Genomic DNA, 12,412 nt, shown 5'->3' with positions numbered 1-12,412 from the left:
CCAGCGTTCGACGGTGGGGGACCCCGAACGCGCCTGATTCCTCGGGTGGCGCGGGGCTGGTTGACCGGCCTGGGAGCGGAGAGACGTTGGCAGCCTGGCGGGCACGGGATCATGGGGGAACGGCATGGATCTGGTTACGCCCGAGAAGGTCGCGGTGCGCGCCGGGCTGTCGACACCGTTGGATGCGGACGTTCGGGCGGCGGTCGAGGAAGCGATCGAGGACGCGTTCGACGAGGCGGCCACCTACCTGTGCTGCTCCCCCGTACCCGAGACGTTCACGCAGCGCGGGGTCGTCCCGGACGGGCGGGGCGGTTGGCGGCTCGACCACGAGCCGCTGATCGAGGTCCTGTTGGCCACGCCGGAGACGCACCCGGTGACCGGCGTGACTACGGACGCGTTCACGATCGTCTACCGGGCCGGGCTCGACCCGGACGGCAACCGCCGGTACGGGCGCACCTTGCGTCGCTTCATTCTCTGGTCGGCAGTGGCGAATCCGATCGTCCGCCGCGTCGCCCAGGCCAAGGGCATCCGGCTTGTCACGAGCGTCAACGTGGAGGGCCAGGGCGTCACGTACGAGTCGGGCCAGGCCGCGGCAGGGTCGGGGGTTGCGGGGGCTCCCCCGACTCTGGCCGACCTGGACGAGTGGGTGACCTACACCGTGTATCAGCGGCCGGGCAGGGGCCCGCACCCGATCGAGACGGGCGCCGCATGGCTGTGATCGGCGCCAACCTGACGCTAGGGCTACGCCGCCGTACAGCCGGCGTTGATCCGCATGGGACTGCTGTGGCTGGTGTGCTCGGTGAGGCTGGCGAATGGAAGCCGGGCCGGATCGTGGCCCGCCCGGACGTGGACGGGGACGGGGACACTGGGCCCGGAATCTGGGTGCTGGCCGTGGACGCGTCGTGGTGGCCGATAGCCGCCGCCGACCAGGTAGCCGTACAAGGCGGCGGCCAGGCGTGGGCGGTGATCCGTGCGTCGTTGCGGCCGAGCGACTTCGATCCCGCCATCGACTACATCCGTGTCGAGGCGTCTCCGGCAGACGTGTGATTCTCGCGCGAAAGGTCGTGTAACACGGCGTGTTACACGACCTTGTACGTGGCTCTCAGTGGCCGGCAGCTTCGCGCAGCTTCGCTGCGGCTACCTCCAGCGCGGCGGCAATCTCCTCGACATCCTCAGGCTTCTTCGCTGATGCCGCGACGCGTTCGAGTGCCTCAACGTTGAAGAACTTCTCCAGTGCCTTGCGGACCTTCGGCAGCGTCACCGCAGGGGCTGCTCCCGCCTCCGGGCTGCCCGGCTTATCGGTGGGCGCCAGCTCGATCGCGAGTTCGTCGCGCGCTGCCTTCAACCCGGACGGGCTGGTGTCGCCCGCCGCTGATGCCTTGTCCCAGACCGCTTGAATCGCCTCAGCGTCCTTGGCCCGCCCGAGCACGTCCTTCTGCCGGAAGGACAGTTCATGCACCTTCGGCAGCGCGAGATACACGCGCACCCCCCGGATGAGCCGGTAGACGTGCATCCGGGAAATCTCAAGGTGGTTATCCGTGTATTCCTCGAAGGTTTGGTAGCCCAGGCTTTCGTACAGGCGCTTGCCCCGAATCTCGCGCAGCGCCTGGCCGGCCGACAGCGCCAGATACCGGTCTGCCCGCTGCTGAGCTGACTCGTGGGCGGCGTGGGCATCCCGCACGATCCGCTCGTAGTGAGCCCGCTCCTCCTCCTCGCCGATGCCCTCGGGGGCGGGCTTGAACTCCGGTCCCGAGGGGGACTCGAACAGCTCGGTTGGACGGTCAACGATCACGCCGATCTTCGGCTCCTGCTCGGAGGGGAGCGACTCGACCGGTTCCGGAACGGCTGGCAGCTTCGTCTCTGCGGTGGGGCCGACGCCGTGGTCGAGGGGGATGTCTTCCTCAACCTCGGGCAGAGGGCGGCGCGTCCGGGCGTTCATGCCCCAGTTGCCTTCAGGTAGGAGTCCACGCGTGCCGTGAAGATGTCGCGAATCTCCTTGCCCGCGTTCTGGGGCGGCTCAGCCCGCTCCCCCGCGTCTTCGACGGACGCCCGCAGCGGCAGGGCAGGCTGCCACACGAGATCTCCGAACCTGCCGATGAGCGCGTCGGTTCGCTCCTCGTGGGTCACGACGTTCGTGCGCTTCATATTGATGACGACGCCGATCATCCGGCATTCCAGCCCCAGGCCGGCCCGCTGTTTCTCGTTCTCGATGAACGCCTTCAGCCGGTAGATGCCGCGGACCGCGTCGTAGGTCGGGGTGGTAACGCCGACGACGTGCCTGCTAGCCACAAGAGCGAGGTGCAGCAGGTGGCCGATGGTGGGCGGGGTGTCGATGAGGACGTCGTCGAATTCGGCGGCCACGGGACCCAGGCAGTTCGCGAGGCGCTGCCACGACAGCGGTACTCCGGCCTCGGCGATGCGCTCCTCCAGCTCGATCCGCGACGGTACGAGGGTGATCCTCCCTGCCCATTCCGGTTCCCACTGGCACGGCAGAAACGAGGCGCGGAGGGTGCGCTCGGACTGGTCTCGGAGCGCTTCGGCGATGGTGGGCCGTTCGGCGAGCTCGTGTTCCTGGTAGCCCATACGCCGGGACAGGTTTCCTTGGGGGTCGAGGTCAACAGCGAGAACGCGCCGACCGCGTATGGCCAGCTCGGCGGCGGTTCCCTCCACCTCGTCGGTCTTGCCGACGCCACCCTTGTGGTTGGCGAAGGTGGTGACAGCCATGGCGTGTAGCCTCTCGTCGGGTAGTTGTTTCACGCCCGCCTCTTAGCCGTCGAAACGAAGAGGCGGGCGCCCGAAACGCTATCTGTCTCCGCGCCTCCTGGTAATGCCGACACCCTAAAACGGGCGAGAAACAACCCCGTGAGGCTTGGTTCCTGGCCCGCTGATAGATCACCATCGGATGCATGAGCGTTCTCGCGTCGCCGTCCCTGGTCGTCCCGGGCGTCGGTACGCGCTGGCTCAAGCGGGTGGACATGGCCGGGCCGGTGCCCGAGCACGCGCCGAGTCTGGGCCCGTGCTGGCCTACGGACGGCCCCACGAACAGCAAGGGCTACCCGATCATCTCGGCCGGCGGGAAGACAACGCTCCTGCACCTGGTGGTGTATCCGGCCGTGTACGGGCCGATCCCGCCCGGGTGGGAGGTCGATCACCTGTGCCACCACCCGGACTACTGCAAGAAGAAGGACTCGTGCCCGCACCGCCGCTGCGGCAACCCGGGTCACTGGCGGGCTGTCCCCCGCATGGAGAACAACCTCCGATCGGGGTCGCCAACGGCCGTCAACGCCCGCAAGGATGAGTGCATCCGCGGGCATCCGCTCACGGGCGACAACCTGATCGTGCGGGCCGACCGGCCGGACCACCGGGAGTGCAAGGCGTGTCGGCGGCTGCGGCGGCAGTTGGCGCTCGCGATTGAGGTGGCCACGGCGGGCGGGACCGGCGAACAGCTCGTACTGCTGTAAGGCTTGCTCCCCCTCTGCTACGGCTTTGGCGGCTGTCGTTGCTGCGCTTCCGCGGTGAGGAGCGCTGCTTTCGCGGACATCATCGAGCCGCGTGCTGCCAAGATCGCGCCGATTCCACCTGCGACCCCTCCGACCGCCCCGAGAGCCCCGGCCAATGCTGCAATCCAGTCGGTTGGCTTGGCCGTGCTTGCCTGCTCAGCCGCCGCAGGTTGAGGGCTGGCGGTAGGGGCGGCGGCAGTGACGGTGACAGTCACTACGACGGGTGGCGTGGGTGGTGATGGCGTGCTCCTACCGCTGAAGCTGTGGATCACCCAGGTCAGAGCACCTGCGGAGAGGAGAACCATCAGCCAGATACGGCTCGGCGGGATGAGATCGGTAACCCTCCCGACATGTTGCTTGGGACGACCACCATTGGGACGACCACCGTTGGGACGACCAATGTGGTCGTCCCAACCATTGGGACGACCACCACTGGAGGCGCTGTCATGCGATTCACGATCACTAGGCTCGTCCGGACCCAGCCTGACCGCGGAGCCCACGAGCCCCGCCACGAGCAGGAGCACAAAACCGAGGAGGAGGGACAGCCACAGGACCCGTTGGCCGATCCAGATGACCCCTGCCGTGCTTACCAGCAGGAGAGCGATCCGGATGAGCCTCCAACCTGTCTGGCTGAGTTGTCGTCCTGAGCGCTGCGTGTCCTCGGCACCCTTCACATGACGAACGATAGGCATTCCACCCGGTCCCGTCCCAGACTTCAAGGTATGCATGGTCTTGCTGGCTCTATCCGGGGTGGCAGTGGATCGCCACCGTGCCGACGTACCGGCCACGCCCGTCCGCCTCGGGTACGGGCCCGCCGCCGGCCGACGACTCGACTTCCGTGATGACGACCTGGCCGTCCTCGTGCGGCCGGGCCGGGAGGGCGGTCAACTCCTCCACGGCCACGTACAGGATGCGGCGAAGCTGAAACTCCCCCACCGGCGCCTCGACCGAGTCGAGCGCCTCCAGCTTGAGCAGGACCCGCATCTCCCCCGTCTGCAAGTTCTCGCTGCCGCCGGGCGTTGGCCGTACCCGCAGGCGCGGGTACGGCGGGATATGCGCGGCGCCGACCCGGCCCGTACCGCCCAGCTCGGCCGCCAGGCGGGCGCTGCCGGTCAGGAGGTCGATGGCGGGCGGGGTCGGGTCGGCGTCAGCGATCGAGTACATGAGGGCTCCGGGCCTACTCGGCCTTGCCGGTGGCGGGCTTGGTGGCCGTGGCCGGGGTGGACTTGACCGGCTTGAGCGCGGCCGCCCAGGTGGCGCGGTGGTTGGTGTCCGCGCCGAGCACGAGCCCGGCGCCGGCCAGCCGCTCGGCGTCCCGCCGCAGGAGGGTGAGTTGCTCGCGGACGTTGTAGATGCGCGGCTCGATGCCGAGGCTTTCGGCGTCCTCGGTGCGCAGCGGGTGGGCCAGGGTGAAGGTGACGTACTGCTCGGACATGGTTCTCCCCCGAATCGGTGGCCGGTCGCCGGGTATGGTGCCGGGCCGGAGCGTTAACGTCGCCTCGCCCTGCTGCGGGCGGCGGCGACGCGTACGGCCTCGGCGAGCCAGCCGCCGCCGCGTTCGGCGTGCTCGGACTCGGCGACCCGCTCGAACGAGACGCTGACGGTCGCGGCGATGGCGTTGCCGCGCGGCTGGGCCGGGGTGGAGCGGACCCTGGACGCGATCGCCCCGGGCACGTCCACGGCCTGGCATCGGCAGTTTGCCACCTGGTGGACGGGGAGCCGTTCGTCGCGCGGCCGGTCGGCCAGGTCCCACACGCCTTTCAGGAGCTTCCAGCCGCCGCTCCGGTTGACCGCCTTGCCGTCTCGGCCGCGCCCCTTGCGCACGTACTCCATCGCCTGGAGCCGGAAGTCCAGGTTGGCGGGGATCGTCTGCCCGTGCGCTTCGGCGTGGGAGGGGCGCACCTGCTCGTCGGCGTCGGTCTGCCACGTCTTCGCCGCGGGTGCGTTGTCGCGGACGCCTCGGGCGACGTCGTCGGCGACCTGGTCGATGCGGCGGGCCACCATGGCGGCTACCTTCTTGGAGAGGCCGCGGTTGATGCGGGTTGCCATGGCCGTGCACCGTAGCCGTATGGCGAACTTGGGTCTCTTCAGGGAGTCTGACGGATCAGCGCCGATGCTGGGCGGCATCTCCATCGCGGCGCATCGCGCTCACCTGATCCATCAACGCCGTCGCCCCGGGCGAAATGGACGAACCGGTTACGGTCCCCGGGCGGGCGGGCTTCTGCTCGTCAACCAGGGCGACCCTTCCGAGCCCGGCAGCGCGGATCTTGCCGCGCACGATCTCCACCTGCCAGTCGGACAGGTCGGTAACCCTGACCACGAGGTCGATCTCTTCGGGCTCGTACCCGTCCCTGGCGCAGTTGCTGAGGAGCTGCCGAACCGTATTGTCCACGTGAGCCTCGAACGGCGTCTCACCTTGAGGGATGTACCCCATGTTGGTCATGGCCGCGAGGCTACGCCGTACGTGCGGGGCACACGTGCCGAAACGCTGGATCGTCCCGAGGCTGTGAGGGCGATGCGACGTTAACGGCCGGATTCGGGATGGTGCCGGGCATGAGCGACACCTCCCCGTCGCGGCGCCCGCTCGACGTGGCCGCTGCCATCCGCCTGTACGTCGATGACGAGCTGACCGTCCGCCAGATCGCGGCCCGGCTCCGCTACTCCCACACCACCATTCACGAGCTGCTTGTGGGCGCGGGCGTGCAACTGCGCCCGCGCGGCTCCCGGGCGAAGTGCATCCCTGCGGCGACGCGGGCGGCGATCGTGGCCGGGTACGTGGCGGGGGAGCGGGTGGCCGTGCTGCGCGCCCGGCACAAGGTGTCGGCGCAGTCGATCCGGAACGTGGTGGCCGAGGGCGGGGTGCCGCTCCGGCGGGGCGGTTCGACGCTGGCGGGGCATCGCCGGTTCGACCGGGAGGGCGCGGCCGCGCTCGCCGCGCAGGAGTGGCCGGCGGCCGCGATCGCCATCCTGACGGGCTTCTCGGAGGGGCACGTGCGGCGGGAGCTGCGCGCCCTCGGGTACGGCCGCAAGGCGATCCCGGAGGGGGAGGAGCTGGCGATGGCGTACGACCGGGCGGGCTCGATCCGCCGCCTGGCCGCCGAACTGGGGTGTTCGGCGGGGCGGGTGAAGAACGCGCTGGAGCGAGATGGCATCAAACGTCTGCCGAAGGCGGAGGAGCTGAAGGCGATGGTGCGCATGTCGGGCGGCCGCGCCACGGCCGCGAAGCTGGGGTGCAGCGTCCGAAGGCTGCGGGCCGCGCTGGAGCATGCAGGGGTGACGGTTCGTGTCGTAGCGGCAGTGGCATGAGACGGCAGGTTTGGGGTTCTCTGGACGTATGGATGCGCAACAGGCGAGCAACGCGGTGTGGGAGTACAAGATGAAGCGGCTTGGCAACAAGATCACACGATCGAAGTTGCAGCAGCAATTCGACGAGCTTGGCGCGCAGGGGTGGGAGTTCGCGGGGTTCACGCCGATGGTCGAGCTACAGGATGAGACGGTGGAGTTCGATCGGCATTCCCCAGGGAGCTTGATGATCTTTAAGAGAATCGTCGAGAACTCCGCCTGAACTGGGACATCAGGAAGGGGCGGCGCTGCGCTCGGCTGCCGCCTCCTTCTGACGTGGAACTGCGACTCGGTCGATGAGCCGCCCTGAGAGTTGGGTCAGCGCGCTGAGGCGTTGGCGTACATGTCGTCCAGCGCGCTCGGGTCAGCGCTGGAGTCAGCGCCGAGATCGACGCTGAAGTGATCGGAGCCAGCGCCAGAGTCAGCGCTGGGAAGCGGGGCAGGGTCAGCGCTTGATCGGCTGTCAGCGTTCGACTCAGCGGCGGCGGACTGGCGCTGAGTCGGGACGGCGGGCGGCGTGTCAGCTCTGACGCTGACTTCGCTACCGTCCGCGTCGGCGCTGACTTCGGCGTCCGGGTCGGCGCCGGCCCGGTCGGGGGCCACCGCTGAGTCGCCGAGTTCGGCGGTCCACTCAGCGCGCCAGGCGCGGGCGGTGGAGTCGCCAGCGCCGGTGTGCGCGACGAGTTCGGCGGTGTCCGGCGGCGGGCCGCCAGCGCTCATCCGCTTGTTCCACAGGGCGCGGCCGAGCGCCTTCTTGCCGCCCTTACCTGCGCTGTCGCCGTTCTGGGGCTCCGGGACCGGGTCGGGCTTGGCCTTGCGCTTGGGCGCTGAGTTCGGCGGGGGCGGGGGAGGAGTCAGCGCCGGAGGCTCGACAGGGTCAGCGCCGGGGGCCGGGTCAGCGGTCGCCGCCGGGTCAGCGTTGGGCGCCGAGTCAGCGTCAGCACCCGACGCCGAGTCAGCGCCAGTCAGCGCCGCGACGATCTCGTCGGCCTCAGCGTCAGCGGCGGACTCAGCGCGGGCCCGCTGGAACGCGTCGTAGATCTCAGCGACCCGAGTCAGCGCCAGATCGAGCGTCGCCGGGGCGGCGTCGTCCAGCATCCACACCAAGTCAGCGTCAGCGAGCACACGCCAGTCAGCGCCGAGCGCCACCTCCAGCCGCTTGCGCGCGGCCATGATCTGCTGCTGCATGTCCAGCGCCAGCCGGTAGCTGACGATCTCCCACTTGACCATGAACTTGCGCAGTTCCCGGGACTCCTTGCGGTGGTGGACACGGCGAGCCCAGGGGATCGGCTCCCGGGTCGCGTGCTTGCGCAACAGCACGTGGCGGACCGACTCGACAATGCCGAGCACGACCAGGGGCGCCGGGAGGAAGATCAGCATCGCCCGGAAGTCGGGCCAGCCGGCCGCCGCGTTGATAACGACGGACAGCAGGGTCAGCGCGCGGGCAATCCATCGTAGGATCGGCGCCTGCCAGCGGCACCAGGTGAACACGATGTCCCACACCACGATGACCAGTAGCGATATCTCGCCGGTCAGCGCGACACGCCACGGCTCGGCCACGCCGATGCGGGTCGCAAGCTGCACCAATGCCTCGTAGGAGGCGACCACGCTGTTGTACAGCAGGTAGCCGCCCGCGATGACGGCGAACAGGACGGCCGCGATGTGGCCCTCGTGCAGCTTGCGCTTGGGGGTCTCCTCAAACGGGGGAGTCGTCACTTTAAGTCACCTTCAACGGAGGGTCTTGAGCGGGGTGCTTGTGGGGGTGTGGGAGCCGGGGGAGGGGAGGGGTAGGCGGGGTTTCCAGCGCGTCCGGGGGAGGGGTGTGGGGGTCGCACAACCCCCCACACCGGACGCTGTTTTCGCTGGTCACTGCTGCTGTGTGGCCCCCACGTGGGAGGGTGTGGGGGTGTGGGGGTCCCCCACGTGGGGGGTGTGGGGGTCTCCGGGGCCGTCCCCGCCCTCTCCCGCCCCCTCCTGCCGGTCACCCTGCGTGGCGGCAACGAAGTGGGATCGGTCGTAGCCGCGGCGCCGCTGACCGTTCCGCTCGAACGCGTTCTTCAGCGCCGTGATCCCGTATGGGGCCAGCGCGGCGGCAAGCTCCGTCGTGCCGGGGAAGCCGAGCGCGGCGGCCAGGTCCTCGGAGTGGATACGGTCGTCGCCCGCCGCCTGGAAGACGGCCAGCGCTCGCGCGATCAGCTCCGGGGCCTGCACCGTGGCGGGCAGCGCGGCCGTCACACGGATGTTCGCCGACGACACTGGCGGGTGGCCGGTGAGGGCGGCGGCGATGTCCATCGGGTGCGGCCAGTCCGCCATGTTCGCGCCGAACTGCAGCGCGAAGTCGCCCCGCTGCTGCGGCACGACCGGCACCGGGGCGGGCGTGTGCACGGCCGGGAGCGCGGCGGCCTGGCCGTCGTCGTCGCCGTACTCGTCGTCGTCGACGTCGAGGTCGGTGAATGCGGCCCGCATCCGGTCGTACCGGCTGTCGAACAGGTCGCCGATCGACGTGCGGGCGGCGCGGGCGGCGGCCGGGTCGAACTCGGGCCGGATGCGGGAGATCGCCACGGCGGCGCGGCCGATCTGGAGGAACTCCATGTACGACGCCTTGAAGGGGCGCGGCCGCTCCTGGTCGTGCTGGATGAAGGCGCAGCCGGGCCCGTCGAGGTCCTCGATGCTGATGCCCTTGTTCCAGCCGAACAGGTAGGCGATCTCCTCCGCGTCCTGCACGAACATGCCGATGCGCAGCGTGGACTGCTTTTTGACGTTGGGCGAGATGACGTCGGAGGTGGCGCGCAGCGCGGAGAAGTACACCTCGACCGCCTCGTTGCGGCCGATGCGCTGGACCTCCTCCATGTTGGCGCGGAACTCCGCGTACAGCGGATGCGCCGAGGCGGCCATGCCCTCGGCGGACTCGTCCATGAGGATCACGTACGCGGGCAGCTTCTCCGAGATGGGCAGGAGCTGGGAGTTCGCGGCCTTCTTGATCCGCCGGGTGGACTTCTTGCGGTCCTTGGCGATGGCCAGCATCGCCCGCGACACCAGGACGGCCTCCTCGATGTTGGAGGCGGCCCAGCCGAGCGGGGACCGCTCGATCTCGCCCTCGATCCACGGGTCGAGCCACGGCTGGGAGACGCCGCCGCCGTTGAGGTCGATGTGGATCACGACGGCGTCGCGGGACCGGCCGACCTCGGCCGTGGTGACGTGCAGCAGGCCCGTCTTGCCGCTGCCGCGCTGGCCGGTGAACAGGCCGGCCTTCTGCCGCAGGACGACGTCGACGGGGGAGCCGTCGCGGAACTCGCCGAGCGTCTTCGGGTCCAAGAAGCTCGTGGCGGTGAAGTCCTCCGGGTAGGGGACGGTCTCGGCGAGCCGGTTGACGGTGCCGACGCGCAGCCACGCCGAACCCCGGTCGGGGCCCTTGGTGACCTCGACGCCGCAGCCGTTCGGCAGGCGCGCGTCGGCGGCGAGCGCGTCGGCGCCGCGCTCCAGGTCGGAGCGGGTACGGCCGCCGCCGGGCAGCCGGACGAGCAGGTCGTAGCCGGTCCGGCCGGGCCAGAACCGCAGGTCCTCCACGAGGACGTTCATGGTGCAGACGCGGGCGATGCGCCGCTCCCAGTCCTGCGCGAGGCGGGACGTGGAGCGCAGCACGAGCGCGCCGCGACCGGCGGCCACCTCCAGGCGCTGCCGGTCGCGGTAGGCGAGCGGGGCGGCGAGGGTGGCGGCGAGCGCGCCGATGCCGAGCGCGGCGAAGTTGCCGGTCTGCCACAGGCCGGTGGACAGCACCCAGGTGAGCCACGTGCCTGCGCCGCACCAGCACGACAGCCGGTACAGGAGCGCGGAAGGGGAGGCGTGCCGGGCGTTGGCCACCACGGTCGTGGCGGCGGCCGCGACGGTGCCGACCGCACCCCACACGGGGTGCAGGCCGAACACGTCGCCGAGGGAGCCGGTCGCCGCGAGGGCGCCGGTCGCCTGGACGGCCGAGGCGAGGACACCCTGAAGCGCGGTCGGCTGCTGCCGGCGGCTGCGCTGTGGGGTGGTGGTGGCCACGTGCTTCTCCTTCGGTGTCGTGCAGGTGCGGGGGTTGGGGCGGGCAGGGTCAGGCCGGCATGTTCCACAGGTGTTCGTTGGTGCGGGGCTTTTCGCGGCGGGCGATGTCGTCGGCGTGCGCCAGCCGGAAGGTGGTCGCGAGTTGCTGGGCGGGCGGGATGAGGGCTGCGGAGCCCTTGACGAGGTGCTGGAAGTGCTCCACGACTGCCGCGTGGATCGGGTATGCGGCCTGGAGGCGTGCGCCGAACCGCTGGTAGGCGAGCGTGAGGTTCTGCCCCACCTGGTGCAGGGCGTCCAGGTGTTCGGCGACGATCATCATGTCTGGGACGGCGTAGCTGGAGGCGGCGCCGATCATCTCGGCGGACATGATGACGAGCGGGTTGTCGGCGGTGCTGGTGGCGATGATGCGGCTGCCGCTCACGGTGGTTGTCCTTTCGGTGCGGGGTGGGGTGGAGTCTGCGGGGGTTGAGTCCGCGGGGGTCGAGGTCTGCGGCTTGTCGTCGGTGCCGGGCTGGTCGCCCGAGCCGGGGGAGGGGGTCTTGCCGAGCAGGCGGCGGGCCCGCGCGATCAGCCGCGTGAACAGGGCGTGCAAGCCGAGCCGGGTGGCGATGTCCCACGCATGCCCGAACCGGCGCCGCCAGCCGCCTCGACGGCCGGTGCGCCGGTTCACCCAGGCGCGGACGTCGCGGCCCGCGCGGCGGACGCGGTCGAACCGCTCCTGCCTGCCGCCGTGGCGGGACGCCGCCGAAGCGGGGCCGGTGCCGCCCCGGGGCGCCGAGCGGCGATCGGACGAATGGGACTTCCCGCGTGGGAAGTTCAATCCGGCCCAGCCGCTCCCGCTCCGGCGCGACCGGCGGCCGCCTTCCGTGCTGGCCGACTCGCCGCTTCCGCCACGGCCGGGCCGCTTGCGGAAGAGGGTGCCGCGGCGGTGGGCCACGTATGCGGCGCCCGCCCCGGCGGCTGCCACGCCGCCGCCGACCAGGCCGCCGACTCCGGCGAGCTGGTAGAGGCCGGTGACGAGCAGCGTCGCCGTGGCCAGGCCGCCCACGAGCAGCGTCCGGCCGGGAGCGAATGCGGGGGAGGCCCCGCCGTCGTCGGTGATGGGTTCGGGCTCCTCCTCGGCCGGGGCCGGGGCGGGCATGTGCTCCTCCACGGTGACCTCGTCGCCGTCGTCGGCGGGCTCCTCGGGTCGTTCGACCTTCACGTACGTCATGGGGTCACCGCCACGAACGCGGCCATGGCGTCGGCGATGGCGGCGAGGTCACCGGTCAGGAACGCGACGAACGCGCCGCCGGCCGCCGACGCGGCCAGGAGAGCGAACGCCTGGAGGGCGACGACCTGGAACGTGTGCCAGTCGCGGGTCCGCCCCGTGCCGGAGCAGCCCCAGCAGCAGGCGATGAACGCCCCGCTGTAGGTCATGGAGCCGCGGCCCTGGCACAGGGGGCACGGCTCGCGCGGCGGGATCAGAACCTTCATCTCCTCCGCCCCTTCCAATCGGTCTCTTGGCTATCTACACCTTACAAGCTAGC

16 protein-coding genes are annotated in these 12,412 nt (G+C 70.4%); 5 read left to right on the top strand and 11 right to left on the bottom strand.

Features of this window, described 5'->3' with window-relative positions; translation table 11 throughout:
- The first annotated feature begins 124 nt into the window (after positions 1 to 124).
- Both ACFOY2_RS45835 and ACFOY2_RS45830 read left to right on the top strand, forming a co-directional pair.
- Complete coding sequence (locus ACFOY2_RS45835) at positions 125 to 718, top strand: hypothetical protein (protein ID WP_379534446.1); 594 nt, start codon at positions 125 to 127, stop codon at positions 716 to 718.
- 74 nt (positions 719 to 792) lie between these two features.
- Positions 793 to 1,047 carry a hypothetical protein gene (locus ACFOY2_RS45830; RefSeq protein ID WP_379534445.1) on the top strand — a complete coding sequence of 85 codons (255 nt, stop codon included), beginning with the start codon at positions 793 to 795 and terminating at the stop codon, positions 1,045 to 1,047.
- 55 nt (positions 1,048 to 1,102) lie between these two features.
- Here ACFOY2_RS45830 and ACFOY2_RS45825 read toward each other — a convergent pair whose 3' ends face one another.
- Positions 1,103 to 1,939: a hypothetical protein gene (locus tag ACFOY2_RS45825; protein WP_379534444.1), complete on the bottom strand. Its 837-nt coding sequence runs from the start codon at positions 1,937 to 1,939 to the stop codon at positions 1,103 to 1,105.
- A complete protein-coding gene (locus ACFOY2_RS45820) occupies positions 1,936 to 2,724 on the bottom strand; it encodes a ParA family protein (protein ID WP_379534443.1) in 789 nt (262 codons plus the stop codon). The genes ACFOY2_RS45825 and ACFOY2_RS45820 overlap by 4 nt, the downstream gene beginning before the upstream one ends.
- Positions 2,725 to 2,906: 182 nt before the next feature.
- On the opposite strand from ACFOY2_RS45820, the gene ACFOY2_RS45815 reads away from it, so the two are divergent.
- Positions 2,907 to 3,461, top strand: coding sequence for an HNH endonuclease (locus ACFOY2_RS45815; RefSeq protein WP_379534442.1), 555 nt, complete (start codon positions 2,907 to 2,909; stop codon positions 3,459 to 3,461).
- Positions 3,462 to 3,478: 17 nt separating this feature from the next.
- Here the strand turns inward: ACFOY2_RS45815 and ACFOY2_RS45810 are convergent, their stop codons facing one another.
- The 5 genes from ACFOY2_RS45810 to ACFOY2_RS45790 form a co-directional block, all read right to left on the bottom strand.
- Positions 3,479 to 4,174, bottom strand: coding sequence for a hypothetical protein (locus ACFOY2_RS45810; protein ID WP_379534441.1), 696 nt, complete (start codon positions 4,172 to 4,174; stop codon positions 3,479 to 3,481).
- A gap of 67 nt (positions 4,175 to 4,241) precedes the next feature.
- Positions 4,242 to 4,664, bottom strand: coding sequence for a hypothetical protein (locus ACFOY2_RS45805; protein ID WP_379534440.1), 423 nt, complete (start codon positions 4,662 to 4,664; stop codon positions 4,242 to 4,244).
- 13 nt (positions 4,665 to 4,677) lie between these two features.
- Positions 4,678 to 4,935, bottom strand: a complete 258-nt coding sequence (locus ACFOY2_RS45800) for a hypothetical protein (RefSeq protein WP_379534439.1) — start codon at positions 4,933 to 4,935, stop codon at positions 4,678 to 4,680.
- A 53-nt stretch (positions 4,936 to 4,988) separates the two neighbouring features.
- Complete coding sequence (locus tag ACFOY2_RS45795) at positions 4,989 to 5,549, bottom strand: hypothetical protein (protein ID WP_379534438.1); 561 nt, start codon at positions 5,547 to 5,549, stop codon at positions 4,989 to 4,991.
- A gap of 55 nt (positions 5,550 to 5,604) precedes the next feature.
- Entirely contained in the window at positions 5,605 to 5,943 is a 339-nt protein-coding gene (locus ACFOY2_RS45790; RefSeq protein ID WP_379534437.1) for a hypothetical protein, read from the bottom strand.
- A gap of 110 nt (positions 5,944 to 6,053) precedes the next feature.
- On the opposite strand from ACFOY2_RS45790, the gene ACFOY2_RS45785 reads away from it, so the two are divergent.
- Positions 6,054 to 6,806: a hypothetical protein gene (locus tag ACFOY2_RS45785; protein ID WP_379534436.1), complete on the top strand. Its 753-nt coding sequence runs from the start codon at positions 6,054 to 6,056 to the stop codon at positions 6,804 to 6,806.
- Positions 6,807 to 6,834: 28 nt separating this feature from the next.
- The gene (locus ACFOY2_RS45780; RefSeq protein ID WP_379534435.1) at positions 6,835 to 7,065 is read left to right on the top strand and encodes a hypothetical protein; all 231 of its coding nucleotides are present in this window, start codon (positions 6,835 to 6,837) and stop codon (positions 7,063 to 7,065) included.
- 95 nt (positions 7,066 to 7,160) lie between these two features.
- On the opposite strand, the gene ACFOY2_RS45775 is transcribed toward ACFOY2_RS45780, so the two are convergent.
- The 4 genes from ACFOY2_RS45775 to ACFOY2_RS45760 all read right to left on the bottom strand — a co-directional run bounded on the left by ACFOY2_RS45775 (position 7,161) and on the right by ACFOY2_RS45760 (position 12,359).
- Entirely contained in the window at positions 7,161 to 8,558 is a 1,398-nt protein-coding gene (locus tag ACFOY2_RS45775) for a hypothetical protein (protein WP_379534434.1), read from the bottom strand.
- 150 nt (positions 8,559 to 8,708) lie between these two features.
- Positions 8,709 to 10,883: a hypothetical protein gene (locus tag ACFOY2_RS45770; RefSeq protein WP_379534433.1), complete on the bottom strand. Its 2,175-nt coding sequence runs from the start codon at positions 10,881 to 10,883 to the stop codon at positions 8,709 to 8,711.
- Positions 10,884 to 10,932: 49 nt separating this feature from the next.
- Positions 10,933 to 12,096: a hypothetical protein gene (locus ACFOY2_RS45765; RefSeq protein ID WP_379534432.1), complete on the bottom strand. Its 1,164-nt coding sequence runs from the start codon at positions 12,094 to 12,096 to the stop codon at positions 10,933 to 10,935.
- Complete coding sequence (locus ACFOY2_RS45760; protein WP_379534431.1) at positions 12,093 to 12,359, bottom strand: hypothetical protein; 267 nt, start codon at positions 12,357 to 12,359, stop codon at positions 12,093 to 12,095. Before ACFOY2_RS45760 ends, ACFOY2_RS45765 begins: the two co-directional genes overlap by 4 nt.
- Positions 12,360 to 12,412 lie beyond the last annotated feature (53 nt).

The organism is Nonomuraea purpurea, from assembly GCF_042650645.1.
Taxonomy (GTDB): Bacteria; Actinomycetota; Actinomycetes; order Streptosporangiales; family Streptosporangiaceae; genus Nonomuraea; species Nonomuraea purpurea.
Note: the sequence above shows the minus strand (reverse complement) of the source record. Positions and strands in the feature narration are given on the sequence as shown.